Annotated in this window: 18 protein-coding genes; all 18 read left to right on the forward strand. The window is 51.1% G+C overall.

Going from position 1 to position 20,039, the window contains the following annotated elements; all coding sequences use genetic code 11:
* Nucleotides 1-32 precede the first annotated feature (32 nt).
* The 18 genes from pssA (at nucleotide 33) to R50912_RS16415 (ending at nucleotide 20,014) form a co-directional block, all read left to right on the forward strand.
* Nucleotides 33-557: a CDP-diacylglycerol--serine O-phosphatidyltransferase gene (gene pssA / locus R50912_RS16330; protein ID WP_042236385.1), complete on the forward strand. Its 525-nt coding sequence runs from the start codon at nucleotides 33-35 to the stop codon at nucleotides 555-557.
* Nucleotides 558-563: 6 nt separating this feature from the next.
* Nucleotides 564-1,058, forward strand: a complete 495-nt coding sequence (locus R50912_RS16335) for a DedA family protein (protein WP_042236387.1) — start codon at nucleotides 564-566, stop codon at nucleotides 1,056-1,058.
* Between the two features lie 193 nt (nucleotides 1,059-1,251).
* Nucleotides 1,252-4,374, forward strand: coding sequence for a GNAT family N-acetyltransferase (locus tag R50912_RS16340; RefSeq protein ID WP_042236389.1), 3,123 nt, complete (start codon nucleotides 1,252-1,254; stop codon nucleotides 4,372-4,374).
* 20 nt (nucleotides 4,375-4,394) lie between these two features.
* Entirely contained in the window at nucleotides 4,395-5,276 is an 882-nt protein-coding gene (locus tag R50912_RS16345) for an amidohydrolase family protein (protein WP_042236391.1), read from the forward strand.
* Between the two features lie 3 nt (nucleotides 5,277-5,279).
* A complete protein-coding gene (locus R50912_RS16350) occupies nucleotides 5,280-5,711 on the forward strand; it encodes a cupin domain-containing protein (protein ID WP_042236393.1) in 432 nt (143 codons plus the stop codon).
* Nucleotides 5,712-5,889: 178 nt separating this feature from the next.
* On the forward strand, nucleotides 5,890-6,648 hold the full coding sequence (locus tag R50912_RS16355; protein ID WP_081956528.1) for an alpha/beta fold hydrolase: 759 nt from the start codon (nucleotides 5,890-5,892) through the stop codon (nucleotides 6,646-6,648).
* A gap of 18 nt (nucleotides 6,649-6,666) precedes the next feature.
* Nucleotides 6,667-7,794, forward strand: a complete 1,128-nt coding sequence (locus tag R50912_RS16360) for an NAD(P)/FAD-dependent oxidoreductase (protein ID WP_042236395.1) — start codon at nucleotides 6,667-6,669, stop codon at nucleotides 7,792-7,794.
* 198 nt (nucleotides 7,795-7,992) lie between these two features.
* The gene (locus R50912_RS16365) at nucleotides 7,993-9,555 is read left to right on the forward strand and encodes an ABC transporter substrate-binding protein (RefSeq protein WP_231637869.1); all 1,563 of its coding nucleotides are present in this window, start codon (nucleotides 7,993-7,995) and stop codon (nucleotides 9,553-9,555) included.
* The gene (locus tag R50912_RS16370; RefSeq protein WP_231637665.1) at nucleotides 9,552-10,541 is read left to right on the forward strand and encodes an ABC transporter permease; all 990 of its coding nucleotides are present in this window, start codon (nucleotides 9,552-9,554) and stop codon (nucleotides 10,539-10,541) included. Before R50912_RS16365 ends, R50912_RS16370 begins: the two co-directional genes overlap by 4 nt.
* On the forward strand, nucleotides 10,538-11,404 hold the full coding sequence (locus R50912_RS16375) for an ABC transporter permease (protein ID WP_081956529.1): 867 nt from the start codon (nucleotides 10,538-10,540) through the stop codon (nucleotides 11,402-11,404). Before R50912_RS16370 ends, R50912_RS16375 begins: the two co-directional genes overlap by 4 nt.
* Nucleotides 11,404-12,165: an ABC transporter ATP-binding protein gene (locus R50912_RS16380; protein WP_042236398.1), complete on the forward strand. Its 762-nt coding sequence runs from the start codon at nucleotides 11,404-11,406 to the stop codon at nucleotides 12,163-12,165. Before R50912_RS16375 ends, R50912_RS16380 begins: the two co-directional genes overlap by 1 nt.
* Nucleotides 12,165-12,914 (forward strand): ABC transporter ATP-binding protein, encoded by a 750-nt coding sequence (locus R50912_RS16385; RefSeq protein ID WP_042236399.1) that lies wholly within the window; start codon nucleotides 12,165-12,167, stop codon nucleotides 12,912-12,914. Before R50912_RS16380 ends, R50912_RS16385 begins: the two co-directional genes overlap by 1 nt.
* A gap of 23 nt (nucleotides 12,915-12,937) precedes the next feature.
* Complete coding sequence (locus tag R50912_RS16390) at nucleotides 12,938-14,002, forward strand: pyridoxal-phosphate-dependent aminotransferase family protein (protein WP_042236400.1); 1,065 nt, start codon at nucleotides 12,938-12,940, stop codon at nucleotides 14,000-14,002.
* Nucleotides 13,999-15,159 (forward strand): amidohydrolase family protein, encoded by a 1,161-nt coding sequence (locus R50912_RS16395; RefSeq protein ID WP_042236401.1) that lies wholly within the window; start codon nucleotides 13,999-14,001, stop codon nucleotides 15,157-15,159. The genes R50912_RS16390 and R50912_RS16395 overlap by 4 nt, the downstream gene beginning before the upstream one ends.
* A gap of 152 nt (nucleotides 15,160-15,311) precedes the next feature.
* Nucleotides 15,312-16,169: a Cof-type HAD-IIB family hydrolase gene (locus R50912_RS16400; RefSeq protein WP_042236403.1), complete on the forward strand. Its 858-nt coding sequence runs from the start codon at nucleotides 15,312-15,314 to the stop codon at nucleotides 16,167-16,169.
* Between the two features lie 359 nt (nucleotides 16,170-16,528).
* Entirely contained in the window at nucleotides 16,529-18,010 is a 1,482-nt protein-coding gene (locus R50912_RS16405; RefSeq protein WP_042236404.1) for an Lsa family ABC-F type ribosomal protection protein, read from the forward strand.
* A 207-nt stretch (nucleotides 18,011-18,217) separates the two neighbouring features.
* A complete protein-coding gene (locus tag R50912_RS16410) occupies nucleotides 18,218-19,111 on the forward strand; it encodes an ABC transporter permease (RefSeq protein ID WP_052416402.1) in 894 nt (297 codons plus the stop codon).
* A 6-nt stretch (nucleotides 19,112-19,117) separates the two neighbouring features.
* Complete coding sequence (locus tag R50912_RS16415; RefSeq protein WP_042236407.1) at nucleotides 19,118-20,014, forward strand: carbohydrate ABC transporter permease; 897 nt, start codon at nucleotides 19,118-19,120, stop codon at nucleotides 20,012-20,014.
* The last annotated feature ends 25 nt before the right edge of the window (nucleotides 20,015-20,039 follow it).

Below are 20,039 nucleotides of genomic sequence, written 5' to 3' on the forward strand. Positions count from 1 at the left end.
ATTCTTATATTTTGAGAAAGGAGTGAAACAGCATGAAATGGAACTGGCTGCCTTCAATGTGCACACTGGGAAACCTGGGACTTGGATCAGTTTCCTTGCTTTTCACCATTCAAGAACGTTATAATCTCGCCTTATTAATGATACTGCTCGCGGCAATATGTGATGTCATGGACGGATTGCTGGCAAGAATGCTCCATTGTACCAGCGATTTCGGCAAACAACTGGATTCCCTGGCAGATATTATTTCCTTTGGGCTTGCTCCAACCTTCCTCATATTGTTGTACAGACTGGAGAATATGCAGTGGCTTGGACCTGTTGCTGCGATTACCTTCCTGATCTGCGGGGCGCTGCGCCTGGCCAGATTTAATCTGTCTGCACCTTCGAAGGGGTTCACTGGGATGCCGATTACAGCTGCAGGCGTTATTTTATCGATGATTACATTGGTGGATGAACGGATGAAGCCGGAACTGGTCATCGCCGTAATGGGACTGCTGTCACTGCTCATGGTAAGCCGGATTCCATTCCCGTCGTTCAAAAAATACGTCAACAGGAAGTGATGCCTTATGCCCTGGATCATGGAGATGATCTCGCAATACGGATATATAGCTATATTTGCACTGCTCGCGCTGGGACTTCTTGGACTCCCGGTTCCCGACGAGCTGCTGATGCTGTTCGTGGGCTATCTGTCTTCGACAATGGTGCTTGATTTCTCAGTTTCGGTGCTGGTGTGCTTCATCGGCTCCATAACAGGTATGCTGATCAGCTATACGATCGGTCTGAGACTCGGGCAACCGGTGGTGGATAAATACGGGAAGTGGATAGGACTTACGCCGAAGCGGTTCGCGAGTGTGAAACGATGGTTCTTCCGGTTCGGAAACTGGACGGTCTTCATCGCTTATTTCGTCCCGGGCCTCAGACATGTTACGAGCTATATCTCCGGGATCAGCGCAATGTCTTTCAGGAAATATCTGGTTGTCACCGTTGCCGGTGCATTTATCTGGTCGCTTCTGTTTGTCTCTATCGGGTATCTGGTGGGTGCAAGGTTATCCTTTGCATAGCTTGTTCATAGTTTTGCAATGACCGGAGCGGGCACGGTATGATGATAGCTATAGGTAATAATCTTTTATAATCAAAGAAGATATTACTATGGTTAAACCTTCTATTATATACTGTAAAAAACATCCACTTTTTGCCGTGTGTGTACATTGCATTAGGTGAGAAGCTATAGTGATCTGAGGAGGGAATATCGTAATGCCGGAAACACAAGAAATCGTCATTGAAGAATACGTGCCTGCCAAACATGCCGCATCCATTGCCGAGATGTGGAATCGGAGCTTTGAGAGCTGGGGCGGGGATAATACTTACCGGACAGAGGAAAGTGTGCTCCGTGAACACGAGAACAGCACGCTGCTCAAGGTATTTCTGGCCGTTGCGGGCGGAGAGGTTATCGGATATTGCAGCTTCTCCCACTACAAAGAGGATACAGGCGCGCTTTATATACCACTGCTTAATGTCAGACCGGATTTCCATGGACGTAAGGTTGGCAAGAGACTGGTGAGACATGCTGTCGAGGAGACGATTCGGCTTGGCTGGGCGCGGCTGGATTTGTACACCTGGCCGGGCAACGTCAAAGCGGTTCCTACCTACAAGAAAAGCGGCTTTTTCTGGGAGAAACGGGACGACACCACCCACCTGATGAATTTCATCCCTTCAGTGCTGCAGACCGGAGCGGTGAAGTCTTATTTCGGGACGATCGACTGGTATAACGACAGCATCCGCGAAATCAACGTTCAGCCTGACGGGCAGGGAGACAACGGTTTTGACTATTTTACATATGAATGGCTGAAAGACGGCCTGCGGCTGACAATGCAGTATGAGCGGAGCGGCCGCGGCCTGCGCCTGATTGAGACGGAGGATTACCGGATACAGGCAACGATTCCTGAACGGCATGAGCTGCCTTTCGGAGCCCGATACCCCATTGTCTATGAAGCTGTGAATAAAAGCAGAAAGCCGTTGGCTCTGGAGATTAAGGGCATAAGCAATCCGCAAATCAGCTTTGAGCTGAACGAAGCGCAGGAAATTGAATCCGAGGCACGGATCGAAGGCAGCTTCTTCATCCATCCGGCAGAAGAGGAACAGAGTATCTATCAGACTCATCCGGTTGTTGAGGCTGAACTGCTCATTAATGGCCTGCCCGCCGTATTCAAACTCGGGGTTGAACCCAAGTTCCCGGTCAAAGTACAGCTGCAGCTGCCGGACAGAATAGCTTATATAGGCGAAGAGCTTGAGATTGATGTGATTGTCGAAAATGAATACAACGCAGATACGGTGTTCGCCTTCGACCTGCCTGATGATGCTATACTCTCTTTCCGGCAGTCTGCACTTAAAGTCGAAGTTCCGGCAAAGGGCCGGAGAACGGTTACTGTACAAGCGCGGCTGCAAGCCTACGGTATTTGGCATCATCATGTGAAGATCCTTAATTGGGGCAGCAGTCCTGCGAAGGCCGCTTCATTAATTCTCCAGCAGGAGATGAGCCTGGTCTTCCCTGGGGCAGATGCTGCCTTTGGCGGCAAAACGGAGAAGGAATGGATCATCAGCAGCGGAAGATATTCGGCAGTCCTGGAGAAATCCGGCAATACGCTGAAGCTATATGACGGACGTAAGAATGTCGTTAGCCTGCCCTATCCGAAGTTCGGTCTGCCTTATACCAATGAGTTCAAGAAGGTATCGCCTGTTGAAGTGCAGTATGATACAGATGCTGGAGCCATTGTGCTTGAAGCCGTCTATGAACTGACAGCAAGAAAGGGCATGCTGCTGACCATGGTGGTGAAGCTGAACAGCAATGGGCTCATCTCGCGGCATTTCAGGATTCATAACCCGCTGGAAACGGATCAGGAGGAAGAATTGATCTTGAAGGACAGCTTCGAGTTCAGTCTTAGGGGAGGCGTTATTCCTTATAACGGCAAGTATCTGGATTTGAAATCAGGCGCAGAAGCTTCCAGCCCAGACTACTGGGATGTGCAAAAGTTTACAGAGAACTGGATGTTCGCTTCCCATGGAGCAATCACGCGGGGGATCAGCTGGCCGGCAGAATTAGAGCTTATCCAGGAGTCTTGGCTGCACGCCGTTGAGCATTCGCTGGGCCGGATTCCGGCTGGAGGCAAGCTGGAGACAAGTCCGCTGCGGATTGCATTGGGGACCTGGAACACCTGGCAGGATTTCCGTTCATTCGCACTGCAATGCAGCAACACACGCGATCTGAATGCTGCACAACAGCTGGAAGTGAAGCTTAATCAGGGTAACCCGTTCATCAGCGGTCCGCTTACACTCTCCATTCTGGAGCAGAAGAAGAGTTATTTGGACGGCGAGATCACTGTTTCTTCTTGTGCAGGCAGCATTGAGGAGACCTCGGTTACGGTACAAGGTGAACACAAGCTCTCGGAAATCAGCCTTCCGCTGACCCGTTCATTAGGCTCTGAGCCTGATCTCCTTACGCTGCAGCTGGATATGGATATTTATGAGAGCTCAAGAGCTTTCCTTGTCTTTCCTGTGTCGGATCAGGTTATCCGCCGTCAGACTCTGGAGATTGAGCAGTCTCAGGTGCTTGCCGTAGACAACGGAATTCTGCGGATACAGGCCAGCAGCCATTTTGCTCCGGGATTATTCTCGCTGGAGTATCATGGCCAGGAGTGGCTGGATTCCTCTTTTCCACAGCCCATAGCTAAATCCTGGTGGAATCCCTGGGTGGGTGGGATTTTAACTTCGATCAATGACATGTCCTTACGCAGCTTCATGGAGGAGCCGCGGACCGCTGAGTTCGCTGAGCTCACGGACAACAAAGGTAACCGCTGGTCGGGCATACGCATGAGCGTTACCATTAAGCAGAATGATAAATATAAAGGGCTAACCCTTCATCAGTATTTCATGCTGCTTCCGGGTGTACCTGTGCTTGCCTCTACTGTACACATTGAACAGAATACAGGGACGCCGTTATATCCGCTCGAGCTTGACACCTCGTCCCATTACCGTGCGGCCGCCGATCTTAAGGACAGCAGAGGGTATCTGAAGAATAGCAGTGGTGAAGAGATTGTGTATAAGGCAGGAAGAGTCCAGCTGGGGGTTAGAAGTACTAACGGAATCCTTCAGGTGGGCTCCACAGAACGTAAACAGCGCCTGACTCTAGTTACTGCAAAGGATCTTACTTCTACAGCCTTCATGGCCAACACTCATGCGGCACTGTCTTATGCCATAGACCCGCTGTATCTTCAAGACGGGGAAGAGCGGTTCAGCAAGCCTCAATTCTATCTTATCTCGGATCTGAAGGTTCCTGAGCAGGCCTACGCCGATCTGCTGACAATCCGGTTCAACAAATGAGCTGAAGAAAGGAAGCACCCATGAAAATCATTGACGCACATGTGCATTATTCGAATATTGATACCTTTCACGAGACAGCCCGGACTTTAGCGCATATCGATTATACCGGCAAAGGACTCCTGGAGGAGTTCCGCCGCTCCGGTGTTGTCGCCGGAGTCGGTATGGGCGTAACGGAGACGGCCGCAGGTAGCTTTCCGGATTCCGAAGCGCTTAATCCCATGCTGCTTGATCTTAGCGGGACACTTCCTGACAATTTGTTTACCTGTGCCGGAATTAATCCGCTGACTCTCCATCTGGACGGGCAGCTGGAGGCGCTGGAACAATCGCTGCAACAGAAGGATGTCGTTGGAATCAAGCTCTATGCCGGCTATTACCACTTCAATGTGGGGGATGAGATCTATGATCCGGTCTACAAGCTGGCCTCTGCTTACAGACTGCCGGTCGTTATTCATGGAGGGCTTACTTACTCTGACCGGGGACTGCTCAAATATTCGCATCCGCTGTCTATGGAAGAGACGTTCCTGAAGCACCGGGACATTACCTTTATGCTCTGCCATCTGGGCGATCCCTGGGTTATGGACACAGCGGCGCTTTTGGAGAAGAATCCGAATCTCTATACCGACCTGTCGGGCTGGATCGTCGGAGATCAGGCGAAGGTGGACCGTCTGCTGACCGAGCAGACCTACACCGATCATTTCCGCCGGGCGATTGTATTCGCCGAGAAATATGACCGGCTCGTCTTCGGTACCGACTGGCCGCTGGTTCCGCTGGATGCCTACATTACATTCGTGAAGCATCTGATCCCGGAAGCACACTGGGAGGATGTATTCTATAATAATGCGCTCCGCGTATTCCCTAAGCTGGAAGAGCGGATTAGAGAACTAGATTTGGCGGAGGCGTAAACGATGCACAGAATCTCTGACGAAGATGCTTATAAGTATGGCATTGAAACCAGACATGATCTTATGGATAGCGGTGAGCGCAGATTCAGATTAATCTGCTCAGCAGACGGAAGCTCCTATTGCCGGACGGTAGCCTCTGAGAAAGGTGCCTGGCAGAGCAGTCATTATCATAGGTCCGTCTCTGAGATCTACGTCGTACAGTCCGGCTGGATGGTGTATGCGGAACTGAAAGAAGAAGAATTCAAGCTTCGCGTATTACGGGAAGGAGAGACTGTCTCGTTTGCGCCTTTCGTGCATCATAATATTTATTTGTCCTCCGAGGCAGTCATCCATACGATTAAATACGGCATATCAGAGGACAATGACTGGCACGCCTCCCCGGAGCTGGATAGCCGGACACAACACCTCTCTTCGGAAGTACTTTTATCCTTGTGAAACTAAGAACAGTGATCCTCCTCTAACCGGGGGATCGCTGTTCTTTTTGTTTTTGCGTGAAATGGGTTGGGGCCAGGGTTTACTCCCGCCTGATGCTTGATTAGGCAACCTGTGCTAAGCTATTAAGGGTCATACTTGCCGAAATATAATAATTTCCTACAGATGGAGGGTAAGCATCATGCCTCATGTGAAAGTTAAAGATCTGGAATTGTTTTATGAAAAAATGGGTACCGGAGAGCCGATTATTTTTCTGCACAGCAGTTACTCACGTGGGTTATTAGCCTTCTCTAGTCAAATTCTGGACTTCCAAAATAGATATACCTGCTATTTCCCTGATTTCCGCGGACATGGCAGAACCAGGTGCGAAAGCCTTGAATGGTCTACACCTCAGCTGGCAGATGATATCATAGCCTTCATGGATTGCATGAATATTGAAAAAGCGCATCTGATCGGTTACAGCATGGGTGGCAATGTCGGGCTATACCTCGCGGTGAATAATCCGGCAAGAGTTGCTACACTGACGACAATAGGAACGGGCGGATTCTTCGATCCTGCCGGAGCGGAGGAATTTGAGCCGGAGCGTCTGCTGGAGCTTGGGCAACATGGCATCATCCGTCAGATGAAAGAGAGGCATGAAGAAGCGCATCAAGGGAACTGGCAGGAATTCATGCGTCAATCTGCTAATGATTGGCGTAGATACCCGGACCTGAGCGTAGCACAGTTAAGCAGTATCAGCTGTCCGGTTCTAATCATTGCAGGAGAGCACGATACATACGCTGCAGCGGATAAGATCATTCAGCTAGTCTCGCTGATCAAAGGATCACAATGCCTGATCGTCCCTGGTGCCGGCCACCGGCCGCATATGGGAAGAGAACAGCCGGTGCTGGTGAACGATACGATCCTTGAATTTCTCGCACAGAATTCTAACCTCAAGTGAAAGGGCTGTACATAGCTTATGAAGAAAGTCATCGTAATTGGAGCAGGGATTCTCGGGGCTTCTACAGCTTACCAGCTGACAAAAATGGGGGCAGAGGTGCTGATTGTCGACCGTAAAGATCAAGGACAAGCCACGGATGCGGCCGCAGGCATCATCTGTCCCTGGCTATCCCAGCGGCGCAATCAGATCTGGTACCGGCTGGCAAAGGCTGGTGCACGATTCTATCCTCAGCTGATCGCCGAACTTGAGCATGGAGGCGAAACCCATACGGGCTATGCCCGGGTAGGTGCGCTAAGTATTCATACGGATGCAGGCAAGCTGGATAAAATAGAAGAGCGGGCGCGTCTGCGGCGGGCAGATGCACCGGAAATCGGAGAAATTACGCGGCTTACGGCTGAAGAAACCCGTGAACGGTTCCCGTTGCTTGCTGAAGGGTATGCCTCTGTTCATATCAGCGGGGCTGCCCGGGTAGATGGACGTGCCCTGCGGGATGCGTTACTTCACGCTGCGCAGCAGCAGGGTGCCACCAGAATTACCGGAGATGCGGCGCTTCAATATGGGCCAGACCGGGTGACCGGGATTACAGTAGATGCGGAGTATTACCCGGCGGATGAAGTTATTGTATGCGCAGGCGCATGGGCGAACCCGCTGCTCCAGCCGCTTGGCATTGATTTCAAAGTCAGTTACCAAAAAGGGCAAATCCTACACTTGCAGGTTTCCGGTCATCAGGTGACGGAAGCATGGCCGGTAGTCATCCCGCCGAGTGATCAATATCTGCTCGCTTTTGACCAGCAGCATATTGTAATTGGGGCAACTCATGAGAATAATGTAGAAGGATATAATACCAGAGTAACCGCTGGCGGGATGCAGGAGATTCTGAATAAGGGGCTGGACGTGGCACCTGAGCTGGCAAACAGCACTTTGGGAGAAGTGAGGGTAGGGTTCCGCCCGTTTACACCAGGCTTCCTCCCGGTCTTAGGTACTGTCCCTGGATGGAAGGGGCTGCTCGCAGCCAATGGACTGGGAGCTTCCGGACTCACGATGGGCCCGTTTATTGGCAGCCAGCTGGCGAAGCTGGCATTAGGCAGAGAGACCGATATGGATATTAGCGCTTATGACCTTCAAGCAGCGATGGAGAGCAGATGATTACGAATTCATTTCCTGCAATGGAAGGATTAGATTCACTTCTGACGCTCAAATGAACTTTTGTTTGACAGGAGAAGATGTGTAATCCATAATACAATCCATACTAAACATATATGATTTAATAGGAAGGGTGGATCACACGTGACCAAGTTAAATGCAAAATTTAGAAAAACGATTGGAATGGGGACACTGACAGTAATGTTTGTAATGCTACTGGCAGGCTGCTCCGGTTCCAACAACAATGCGGACACCCGTAATGACGCTCAGGCAAGTGCGAGTCCGGCCGCAACGGAAAGCACAAGCACAGCAGAACCTGCTGCAGGAGGTACTTTTACCTATGGCCGGCCGGCTTCAGTAACCTCGTTTGATCTGCATAACCAGATCACCTCCAATAATGCGTTTGCAATTGATAAAGTGTTTGAATCACTGGTCGCTTTTGACAGCAAGGGTGAAATTAAGGACTTTCTTGCAGAGGCGCACACGATCAGTGAAGATGGCTTGACGTATACCTTCGTATTGCGTGACGGTCTGAAGTTCTCGAACGGAACGCCAGTCACAGCAGAGGACGCCGTGTTCTCTCTGAACCGTCATTTGACGGTTGAAGGTCCGCTGGCGATCTCGGCGACGGTCGAATCCTTCAAGGCACAGGATGACAAGACGCTGGTAATTAAGCTGAAAGAACCGTACACACCGTTCATCTCTGAGCTGTCGAACTTCTCCAACGGTATCATCCCGAATAACTTCGGCGGCGTCAGCGAAGAAGAGTTCTTCAAGAAGCCGGTAGGCACGGGACCTTTCGTAGTTGAAACCTGGGACCCTGCTGGTGATGTTACCTTCACCAAGAACACAAACTACTGGCAGGAAGGCAAGCCTTATATCGATAAGCTTGTCTATAAACTGATTGAAGACGACAGCCAGGCGATCAACCAGCTGAAGGCAGGAGAAGTGGATGCAGTAGAAGCTCTGTCCCTTCAGAATGCAGGGGAGATTAAGGACGGCACAGACACTACTGTCGTAACGAACGGCAGCTGGGTGACGGAGCAATTGTTCTTCAACACGCTGGATGAGCATTTCTCCGATGTGCATGTGCGCCGTGCACTGGCGCTGGCGCTAGACCGTGACGGTCTGACCAAAGCATTAACCTTCGGATATGCACAGACCGCCAATTCTTTGCTGCCGACAACAATTCCATACAACGCCAATGATACCCTTAAGTCATTGAACTTCGATGCCGCCGCAGCCAAGGAAGAGCTTGCCAAATCTGCATTCCCTAACGGATTCTCAACCAAGCTGCTTATCGCTTCCGGCAACAGCACAAGAGCCCAGGAAGCACAGATTATTCAGGCAGCAGGTCAGACCATCGGAATCAAGATTGAGATCGAATCCGTTGAACTGGCTACCTTCCGTGAACGCTTCTTCGCCTATGATTTCGCGGCGATGCTGAACAGCGGTCAAGCCGACTCTCCGGAAGCGAATTCGATCCTGGCGTTCCAGACCGATCCGGAAGGCTTCAGCAAATCGTACTGGACGCATTACACGAATGATAATGTAACCAAGCTGCTGTATGAGGGTCAAAAAACAGCAGACGGCGATGCCCGCGCAGCCATCTACACCGAACTGCTGCAGACGCTTGCCGATGAAGTGCCTTATATTCCGCTCTACTACCCGGATATCCTGATTGGTGCCCGTTCTTCGGTGGATGGACTGGTTGTTCTGCCTAACGGCAGTATCCGTCTGGAAGATGTGCGCATAAGCAAATGATGAATTCCAGGCAAACCTTAACCGGTGCGCAAGGAAACAATGGTTCTTACAAGTGGCTGGGGATAGCACTTGTAAGAGCCTTAATTGTTATCCTCTGCGTGATGACGGCAGTCTTTTTCCTCATACGTATTGTACCCGGCGATCCTGCCAAGATGATTCTCGGAGAATACAGTACGCCCGAAGCGCTTAAGAATATGCATCACACCCTGGGGCTGGATCTCCCGCTATGGGAACAATTCATCCGGTTTATGAAGACCTTGTTTACGCAAGGGGATACCGGCAACTCCATTATTATGGGCACCTCGGCACGAGAGCTGATTATGCAGCGGGCTCCTGTAACTTTGCTGCTTATCCTGATTGCCTGTGTGCTGGCAATTATTACTGCACTTCTGCTTGCTACTGCTGCAGCCACACATAAGGATAAACTGCTGGATCATCTGATCCGCATCTTTCCTGCGATCACTCTCGGTATGCCAATCTTCTGGGTTGGCATCCTTTTGATTCTGCTCTTTAGTGTCCGGCTGGGCTGGTTCCCTGTCGGGGGAATAGGCGAAGGCTTCACAGGGACGCTGCGTAGCCTGGCGCTGCCGGCGATAACGGTTGCTTTTTCACAGATTCCTACGCTGGTCCGCTCGCTCAGGGCGCAAATGCTGGAGGTACTCGAATCCGACTTTGTGGTCACGCTGAGAGCAGCGGGTATACCCTCCAGAGTTATTCTGTTTAAGCATGTCCTGCGCAACTCTGCGTTGCCGACACTGATGCTGCTGGGAGTCAACATCTCTTATCTCATCGGAGGTACGCTCGTCGTCGAGCAGGTATTCGGCATCAAAGGGATCGGCAGCCTGCTGTTCACTTCAATTTCGAATCGGGATTTCCCTGTCATCCAAGGAATAGCCCTATACTGTGCGCTATCTGTAGTGATCATCAGTCTGCTGATTGAAATCATCTCCTGGTGGCTGGATCCCAGAACGAAGGGGAAACAATGACAACTACAACGCCAGATATACAATTGCCAGAGGGCAAGAAGCAAGTAAACGGTCTAAGACGGATATGGAATACCCCATCCCTGCTGATCGGAATTATTATGTTTGCCGTGCTTATCCTGCTGGCTCTGTTCATCCCTTACTTAAGTCCGTATCATCCGACGGAGCAGAACTTGAGCGCCTTCCTGCAGCCGCCGTCTTCCACCCACTGGCTGGGTACCGATCAGCTGGGGCGTGATTTGTTTACCAGACTGATCTATGCAGCGCGGACGGATCTGACTATCATGGTTCTGGCCGAGATCATTCCTTTCTGTACCGGTGTATTATTGGGAATGCTGTCAGGGTATTACGGCAAATGGACCGATAGAATTATTGCACTGATTACAGATACATTCATCGCTTTCCCGTTCTATCTGATCGTAATTATCGTGGCCTTCGCCAGCGGTGCCGGGGAGCGGGGGATTTATATCACTTTCATTCTCGTGGGCTGGATTGTATTCGCCCGTGTGGTCAGAGGTCTTAGCGCATCTTTCCGGGAACAGGAATGGGTGGCTTCTGCCCAGACCCTGGGACTGCCCGGCAGCCGCATTATTCTGCGCCATCTCCTGCCTAATGTATTGCCGCAAGCCGTTGTCGTGCTGATGACGGATATGGTCGGGCTGCTTGTAGCCATTGTTACACTGGGTTATCTGGGTATCGGTATCGCACCGCCTACACCGGACTGGGGGACAATGATCTCAGACGGACAACCCTTTATTACCACCGCCTGGTGGCTGTCAGCAGTTCCGGGATTCGCCGTGGTATATACGGGGATAGCGTTGTCTCTGTTAGGGGATGGCCTGGCCGATATTTGGAGGAAAAAATAATGTCAACTGAACCTGTGCTCGAAATAGAATCACTGACACTTGCAGCCAAGTCGAAAGAGATACTCGTCAATAATATCAGCTTCTCACTTGGGCGCGGGGAGAGTCTCGGGCTGGTAGGGGAATCAGGCTCGGGCAAGTCGCTTACGCTGCGTGCAATACTCGGCCTCCTTCCACGAGGGGTGGAGCAGACTGGAGGGAGCGTCCGGAGTAAGGTAAGCAGTGCGATGGTATTCCAGGACCCGAGAGGCGCGCTGGACCCGCTCTGTCCGGTTGTGAAGCAGCTGGCAGAAGTTGTGTATTACAGACAACAAGTCAGCCGGAGAGCTGCACGGACGATTGCGCTGGAGCTGCTTGAAAGACTGGGTCTTCCGGATTCTTTGAGAAAAAAGGACCGCTATCCCAGCCAGCTGTCAGGCGGTCAGTGTCAGCGTGTTGTTATCGCATTGGCTCTTGCCTGTAAGCCCGGCATTCTGCTCTGCGATGAGCCGACAACCGCCCTGGACGTCACCGTTCAGCGGCAGATCATCGAGACGATCACCAGTCTGCAGCGTGAGCTGGGCTTCGCCATGGTCTTCGTTACACACAATCTGGCAATTGCCGCTAACCTCTGCTCCAGATTGTATGTCATGAAGCAGGGGCAGATTGTCGAGCACGGTGAGACGCTTAGTCTATTGCAGCATCCGGCTGATCCCTATACGCAGATGCTGATCGATTCGGTGCTTCCGTTGCCGGAGCTGGAGCTTGAAGGGAGCGGACAATAATGGATTTAGCTTTGCAGGTGCGGGATTTAACGGTCCGTTACGGCGGATTTACCGCGCTCGACCATATTCAGCTGGATTTGGAGCAGCATACGACGCTTGGACTTGTCGGAGAGTCCGGTTCAGGAAAGTCTACGCTGGCGCGGGTCATTGCCGGGCTGATCGCTCCGGATGAGGGGCAGATTCTGCTGGGTTCCCAGGAATTGCGCAAGAAGAGAAGCAGAGAGCAGCATAAGAAGATTCAGATGATCTTTCAGAATCCGGATGCCTCGCTGAATCCCAAGCATTCTATCCGGCAGATTCTGTCTGAAGCCCTGCTGTTTCACCGGATTGTCGACCGTTCCCAAGTGGAGACAAGAAGTAAAGAGCTCCTTAGCCGGGTGCAGCTGGAAGCCAGGTCCCTGGACAAATATCCGCATGAATTCTCCGGCGGCCAGCGCCAGCGGATTGCCATTGCACGCGCTCTAAGTGTGGAGCCGAGCCTGCTGATCGCCGATGAGCCGACAAGTGCACTCGATGTATCCGTGCAGCGGAGCGTATTGGAACTGTTCCACACGCTCAAGGCTGAGCTTAATCTGACCGTGTTATTCATTTCTCATGATCTCGGGGTTATTCACGCAGTCAGCGACACCGTTGCCGTCATGCGGCAGGGGAAGCTGGTAGAGATCAATACCAAGGATCAGTTCTTCATCCGTCCGGACCATGAATATAGCCGTGAGCTGTTATCTGCGGTTCCGAAGATGCCACAATGACACAATACCATCAGGAGGTCTATATGAACCGAGAAGCACAAGGATTTGTCCCGCTGACCCTGTCAGAGTTCAATACATTAACAGGACAGCTCTCTAATCTCTTATCCACCCAGTACCCTCCAGTGATCATTCCGGGGGAAGCCATTTTAGGCATTGAAGCGGTAGCTGCAGGAATTGCTGCACCCGGCCGGACCATACTAAATGTAGTGACTGGCCCTTACGGCAGTTTGTTTGGACAATGGCTGGAGCGCGGCGGAGCGACGGTGATCGAAGTGAAAGTTTCCTTTGATGAAGTCATTACTGTGGAAGAGGTTGCGTCTGCAGTTGAGCGGTATCATCCGGTTGCTATTTCTTTCGTACAGGCAGAAGTAGTTACAGGCGGCTCTAACCCTGCGAAGGAAATCTTCGGGCTTGCACGCCAGCATAATCTCCTTACGGTGACGGATTCTGTATCAGCAGTAGGCGGAGAGGCTCTGCTAGTCGATGAGTGGTCCGTGGACTTTGCCGTAATGGGTGCGCAAAAAGCGCTCGCCGGACCTAACGGTGTCAGCGCAGTCAGCATTTCACCACGCGGCTGGGCCTTCCTGGAGTCGAATGAAAGAGCGCCTCGCAATTCCATTCTATCCTTGCTCGATCTGAAGCCGGCACCGGATGGCACGCCGCCGCTTCGTGTCCCGCCGAATATTCCGGTACTTGAAGCCAGAGCGCTGATCCAGGCATTGACAGCTGTTGCCGAAGAGGGACTGGCTCAAGTGATTAAGCGCCATGAACTTGCAGCAGCTTCTGCCATAGCGGGTATCACAGCTCTGGGGCTTGAACCCTGGCAGAAGAATAACCGGCATTATTCCACATTGACGACTACGGTTCGAGTGAACGGGGAGCAGAACCTGCTGATCAAGCAGCCAATCGGCATCGTGGCTCCCGGAGACGGCGAATTATCCGGCCAGCTGCTGCGGATTAACCATTTCGGGGCAAATGCCAGCCGGGAAGGTGTTGAAGGCGCAGTGCGGACGCTTGCCGGATTACTGGAGCAGGATGCGGAGCAGGCCGTACAAGCTGTTCATCAGGTTTGGGGTGAAGCCCTATGATTCTCAAGCATCCGCATTTCCAGGCGTACAGCGGTATCCATATCGCAGGTATCGAAGGCAAACCGTTCGATATTGAAATTCAGAATGGCCGGTTCACTTCGGTTAAGGAAGCAGAACCGCAGCATGTACAGGCGGAACAACCTCAGCAGAAGCTATGGATCAGTCCGGGGATCATTGATCTGCATACGCATCTGGCCTGGACCGATTTCGATCATGCCGACCAGCTGAACCGGGACAGCCGGGAGGTTGAAGTGATGCAGGCAGAAGCCTTCGCAGCCACCTTACGGACTGGCGTAACTACTGCGCGTGATGCCGGCGGCATTCTGCCAAGCACCATCCGTCATCTCGTGAAGTATTATCAGCAGCCGTTACGGGTGCAGACCAGCAGTGAAATGCTGGGCGCAGCGGATGCCAAGGGGGTTAAGCATCTGGAGGGCCGCCTGGCAGATATCTACGCTACCGGAGCAGGCTGGATCAAAATCATGGCAACAGGCGGTCTGGGCGCACCTACCGAGAAGGTAACAGAGCCGAACTTCTCTGAGGAAGAGTTCGCCTTCATCGTCCGTCATGCACACGCGAACCGGAAGAAGGTTCTGGTACATACCTGGGGCGGCGTGACGATTGACTGGTCCATCCAGGCTGGAGTGGAATCCATAGAGCATGGGATGTTCCTGACCTGGGATCAGGCGGGCAGACTGGCCGAGTCCGGCGTTGCCTTCGTGCCGACAACTTCGATCTACCGGATCGCAGCTGATCCCAAAGGTGTACTGGCACTGAATCCGGTTATCTGTGAACGGGCTGCCCGTGCAGCCGATGCTCATGCCACGGCCATTGGATATGCCAAGCGGGCGGGAATACGTCTTGGATTCGGTACGGATTATGCAACTCCTTCACTGCATGGCTACAACCTGCAGGAATTCGATACGCTGTTCGATTACGGCCTGAACCGGGCAGAAGCATGGAAGTCCGCTACACAAGACGCCGCAGAGATCCTTGGAAGTGGTCATGAGCTGGGGCGGATTGCCGAGGGCTATATTGCTGATGCGGTAATCTTTGCTGCCGATCCCTATCAGGCACAGAATGCAGATCAGCTCCGGAAGAGCATCATCTCGGTGGTTACCGGGGTGCAGGAATCGGATCTGATCCAGACAAATTGATCGTGCTCAGCATGCTAGGACTGTCCCGTTTAACCATTTCATGGTTTTGGGTCAGTCCTTTTTCACGTTCATTGCTGAAAATAATCCTTGACCTGGAACGCATTACATAAATTATAGTTCAGAGGAACATTACACAAGGGGGCTGGGGATTCATGAGTCAGAGCAGCAGAAAAATAGTCTTCATCGACATTGACGGAACACTTCTCACAGAGAATGGAATCATACCGGAATCGGCGCAGCAGGCGTGCAGACAGGCGCGGGAGAACGGGCATTTGCTCTACCTGTGTACCGGCCGCTCGAAGGCTGAAATCTATGACTCGATCTGGAATATCGGCTTCGACGGCCTGATCGGAGCGGCAGGCGGGTATGTAGAGAGCGGCAATGAAATGCTTTATCACAAAAAAGTAACCCCGGAAGACGCCAAACATCTGATCGATTATTTCCACGCCAATGAGGTGGATTTCATTCTGGAATCCAACACCGCCTTATACGGAAGCCGGAATTTTCAGCCGCATCTGGAACGCAGAATTTATGGTGATCTGCTGAATGATCCTGCAGCACAGGAGCGCAAACGGCTGTCCCCGCATCCTTATATCGCTACACTGACATATGGAAACGAAGAATTATATTTGGATGATGTCAACAAAATCTGCTTTCTGGAGAGCAGTCTGCCCTTTCATCAGATCCAGGAGGCATTAGAAGGGAGGTTCACAGCACTCCAGAGTTCTATCCCCCTGTTTGGAGAGAACAGCGGGGAGCTGATGATTCCGGGTGTCCACAAGGCTTCGGCTATTGCCGATGTACTGAAGCACTTGAACATTCCGCGTGAAGACAGCATGGCGCTCGGTGATGGGCTTAATGATCTGGAGATGCTGGAATATGTCCAGGTAGGTGTTGCTATGGGCAATGCCAGAGAGCAGCTCAAAGAGATTGCCGATGATATCACCGACCACATTGAGGAAGATGGACTATATAACTGTTTCCTGAAATACGGTCTGATCTCTGCTTGAAGAGACACTGTGTGCATACGGCCCGGGTTGATATCCCATAAAGCACATGGTAAAATGCACTTAATTAAAGGATTGGAGTTGAATAGTATAGTGTAGGATTCTCTTGCGGTATTAAACAATAAAACAGCTTTATAGTACGTGATCTTAAGAATGGCTACATTTTCATTCATAAGTTCATCTTATAAGGGCGTTATTTCGTGCGCGCGTTTTATTCTTTATATGCAAGAAGGGTCTGCATCTTTTCACTAAATCAATATATCCTTATTCAAGTCCGTCCGGGCTGAATTTGCTGTATTTATTTGAGCTGTAAGAAGATATCCTTCTTGCAGCTTTTATTATTTTATACAGGAGGATATTGTATGTCATTAATCAATGTGAGCAATCTGACGTTTGCCTATGAGGGCACTTACGATAATATTTTTGAGCAGGTGAATTTCCAGCTGGATACCGATTGGAAACTGGGCTTCACCGGGCGCAACGGCCGGGGCAAAACCACCTTCCTGAACCTGCTGCTCGGCAAATATGAATACAGCGGGACGATATCCGCACAAGTAAGCTTTGAATACTTCCCGTTTCCGGTTGCGGACCCCACAAGTCAGACCCTGGATGTAATCAGTGAAATTGACCCGGAATATGTTCACTGGAAATTGATGCGGGAGCTGAACCTGCTGAAGGTGGCGGAGGATGTGCTGTACCGGCCCTTCAATTCATTATCGAACGGGGAGCAGACGAAGGTGCTGCTGGCAGCCCTTTTCATCAAGGAGAATAGCTTCCTGCTCATCGATGAACCCACCAACCATTTGGATATGAAGGCTCGTAAACTGGTCAGTGACTATCTCAGCACGAAGAGCGGCTATATTCTGGTCTCCCATGACAGAGCCTTCTTAGACAACTGTGTAGACCATATCCTGTCGATCAACAAGACCAACATTGAGATCCAGAAGGGGAACTTCAGCAGCTGGTGGGAGAATAAGACTAGGCAGGATAACTTTGAGCTGGCGGAAGACGAGAAGCTGCGGCGGGACATTAAGCGGTTATCGGCTTCCTCCAAACGGACGGGCGGCTGGGCCCATGAGGTCGAGAAGTCCAAGAACGGCACCCGGAACTCCGGCTCCAAATTAGATAAGGGCTATGTCGGCCACAAGGCTGCAAAAATGATGAAACGCTCGAAATCGATCCAGCAGCGACAGGAATCTGCGATCACCGAGAAATCCAAGCTGCTGCGGAACATTGAAAGCTCGGACAGTCTGGAAATATCACAGCTTCCGTATCATAAGCAACAGCTGGTCCAGCTGGATGATGTTTCGATCTATTACGGGGATAAAAGCGTATGTTCAGAGGTGAGCTTCACGATTGAGCGGGGGGACCGGATAGCGCTCTCCGGCAGCAACGGCTCCGGGAAATCGAGTATTCTCAAATTGATCTGCGGGGAGGACATTCATCATACAGGTGTCATACGGAAGGACAGCCAGCTTGCCATTTCTTATGTATCACAGGACACCTCGCATCTGCAGGGCAGTCTGACCGAATATGCCAGCGAGCACGGGATCGATGAGAGCCTGTTCAAATCGATTCTGCGCAAGCTTGATTTCTCGCGGATCCAGTTCGAGAAGGAGCTCTCCACCTTCAGCGGCGGCCAAAAGAAGAAAGTATTAATTGCCCGGAGCCTCAGCGAGAAGGTGCATCTGCATATCTGGGATGAGCCGCTTAACTTCATTGACGTGATCTCCCGGATGCAGATTGAAGAGCTGCTGATGGAGTTTGCCCCGACTATTCTGTTCGTGGAGCATGACCGGGAATTCTGCACGAATATCGCAACGAAACAGGTTTATCTGGATTGAGCCTGGCCGATACCAGGGTTTGAATTTCAAAAAAAGCATCTGCCGTTACTAAATAGGCAGGTGCTTTTTGGTACGCGGATGAAGGCGATCCACAATGATGGGTAAGCGCTTTAAATATCCAATCAGAGCAATAGATATCCAACCGCTGTTATATATGAAGTGATCCCCCGTTAATTTATGATAGAACTATCAAGGAGGGGATGCACGTTGTACGCAAAGTTTTACAAGTACCGCTGGCAATATTTAATGATTCTACCGGGAGTAGTCCTGCTGCTGTTGTTCAACTACATACCGATGGCAGGGATTCAAGTGGCCTTCCGGGACTTCCAGATAGGCACTTCAATCTGGAACAGCTCATGGGTAGGGCTGAATAACTTCTCCTTCCTGCAGGACCCCCAATTTTTGACCGTGGTCAAAAACACGCTATATATATCGGTGCTTAAGTTCATCTTCGGATTCCCGGCACCAATTCTGCTGGCGCTGCTGATTAATGAAGTCACACGGCCGGTCTTTAAGCGTTTCGTTCAATCCGTCAGCTATCTGCCACACTTTTTCTCATGGATTGTAGTCGCTTACATTCTACAGTCGTTTCTGACACTGGACGGGGGCCTGGTCAATGAGCTGATCGGCAAAGCAGGTGGAGACCCCATATTCTTCCTGGGTTCGACAGACTGGTTCCGGCCTATGGTTATCTTTAGCAGTTTGTGGAAGGAGACCGGTTGGAACACGATTCTCTATCTGGCCGCCATCACAACGATTGATCCGCAGCTCTATGAATCTGCCAAGGTTGAGGGTGCAGGCAAGCTGGCCCAGATCCGGCATATCACCATTCCGGGTATGCTGCCGACAATCTCAATTGTCCTGATCCTGAGCATTCCGAGCCTGATTACCGTAGGGATGGATCAGATTTATCCGCTGATGAATTCGGCTAACCAAGGCGTAGCGGATGTACTGGATACTTATATTATCCGTAACGGATTGCAGCAGGGATACTTCGGGATGGCTACCGCCGTAGGGCTGTTATCTTCAGTACTCAGCCTAATACTGGTTGTCTCAACCAATCAGCTGTCCAGAAGAATAAACGGGGAAGGATTATGGTGAAGATTCATGAAGCTCAGCAGAGGTGAAAAAATAGCCCAGCTTATCATCGTCATCATTTTGGGCGGGCTATGCTTGTCTGTCCTGTACCCGTTCCTGTATATGCTGGCCATTTCTTTAAATGATGGGGCAAGTGCAGCCAAAGGCGGCGTGTATTTATGGCCAAAGGATTTTACTTGGATTAACTATGAAATCGTACTCGGCAATCAGGTCATCCGCCAGTCATATCTGATCACGATTGGCAGAACCGTAATAGGCACGTTTGCGGGACTTATTGTTACGCTCTTGGTAGCATTTGGCTTGTCCTACCGGGGACTGCCTTTAAGAAGCACCATTCTTGGCTACATTCTCTTGACCATGTTATTTAGCGGTGGGCTGGTTCCCTTCTATATTCAGCTGAACAATCTCGGGCTTATCAACACGTTCTGGGTTTATATTTTCCCCGGCCTGTTCTCGGTCTGGAATATGTTCGTCATGCTGAAGTTCATCCAGGGAATTCCGGAAGCGCTGATCGAGTCCGCGGAGCTGGACGGGGCAGGCCCCTTCCGCACTCTGATACAGATTGTGGTTCCGCTCTCTCAGCCGATGTTAGCCGCTCTTGGGCTGTTCACCGCAGTAGGTCACTGGAATGACTGGTTCGCCGGTGCCTTCTATGTCACAAGGCAAGATTTAATTCCTGTACAGACCTTCCTGCAGCAGTTGCTGGCGGCTCAGGATCTATCCGCTGTCCTCGGATCAAATACAAACCAGGAAGCGCTGGCCAGAAGCTCACAGATGGCGAACATAACGCTGCTGTCGATTAAAATGGCAGTCGTTATGGTAAGCGCTCTTCCGATTCTATGCGTGTATCCGTTTCTGCAGAAATACTTCGTAAAGGGGGTACTTGTAGGTTCAGTGAAAGGATGAGGTACAATAAGAACACAGGGGGAGT

The organism is Paenibacillus sp. FSL R5-0912 (assembly GCF_000758605.1).
Lineage (GTDB): Bacteria > Bacillota > Bacilli > Paenibacillales > Paenibacillaceae > Paenibacillus_AQ.

Excerpts from the sequence above, each read along its gene's own strand:
- pssA (WP_042236385.1), top strand. The coding sequence starts at position 33 with ATGAAATGGAACTGGCTGCCTTCAATGTGCACACTGGGAAACCTGGGA.
- R50912_RS16335 (WP_042236387.1), top strand. The coding sequence starts at position 564 with ATGCCCTGGATCATGGAGATGATCTCGCAATACGGATATATAGCTATA.
- R50912_RS16340 (WP_042236389.1), top strand. The coding sequence starts at position 1,252 with ATGCCGGAAACACAAGAAATCGTCATTGAAGAATACGTGCCTGCCAAA.
- R50912_RS16345 (WP_042236391.1), top strand. The coding sequence starts at position 4,395 with ATGAAAATCATTGACGCACATGTGCATTATTCGAATATTGATACCTTT.
- R50912_RS16350 (WP_042236393.1), top strand. The coding sequence starts at position 5,280 with ATGCACAGAATCTCTGACGAAGATGCTTATAAGTATGGCATTGAAACC.
- R50912_RS16355 (WP_081956528.1), top strand. The coding sequence starts at position 5,890 with ATGCCTCATGTGAAAGTTAAAGATCTGGAATTGTTTTATGAAAAAATG.
- R50912_RS16360 (WP_042236395.1), top strand. The coding sequence starts at position 6,667 with ATGAAGAAAGTCATCGTAATTGGAGCAGGGATTCTCGGGGCTTCTACA.
- R50912_RS16365 (WP_231637869.1), top strand. The coding sequence starts at position 7,993 with ATGTTTGTAATGCTACTGGCAGGCTGCTCCGGTTCCAACAACAATGCG.
- R50912_RS16370 (WP_231637665.1), top strand. The coding sequence starts at position 9,552 with ATGATGAATTCCAGGCAAACCTTAACCGGTGCGCAAGGAAACAATGGT.
- R50912_RS16375 (WP_081956529.1), top strand. The coding sequence starts at position 10,538 with ATGACAACTACAACGCCAGATATACAATTGCCAGAGGGCAAGAAGCAA.
- R50912_RS16380 (WP_042236398.1), top strand. The coding sequence starts at position 11,404 with ATGTCAACTGAACCTGTGCTCGAAATAGAATCACTGACACTTGCAGCC.
- R50912_RS16385 (WP_042236399.1), top strand. The coding sequence starts at position 12,165 with ATGGATTTAGCTTTGCAGGTGCGGGATTTAACGGTCCGTTACGGCGGA.
- R50912_RS16390 (WP_042236400.1), top strand. The coding sequence starts at position 12,938 with ATGAACCGAGAAGCACAAGGATTTGTCCCGCTGACCCTGTCAGAGTTC.
- R50912_RS16395 (WP_042236401.1), top strand. The coding sequence starts at position 13,999 with ATGATTCTCAAGCATCCGCATTTCCAGGCGTACAGCGGTATCCATATC.
- R50912_RS16400 (WP_042236403.1), top strand. The coding sequence starts at position 15,312 with ATGAGTCAGAGCAGCAGAAAAATAGTCTTCATCGACATTGACGGAACA.
- R50912_RS16405 (WP_042236404.1), top strand. The coding sequence starts at position 16,529 with ATGTCATTAATCAATGTGAGCAATCTGACGTTTGCCTATGAGGGCACT.
- R50912_RS16415 (WP_042236407.1), top strand. The coding sequence starts at position 19,118 with ATGAAGCTCAGCAGAGGTGAAAAAATAGCCCAGCTTATCATCGTCATC.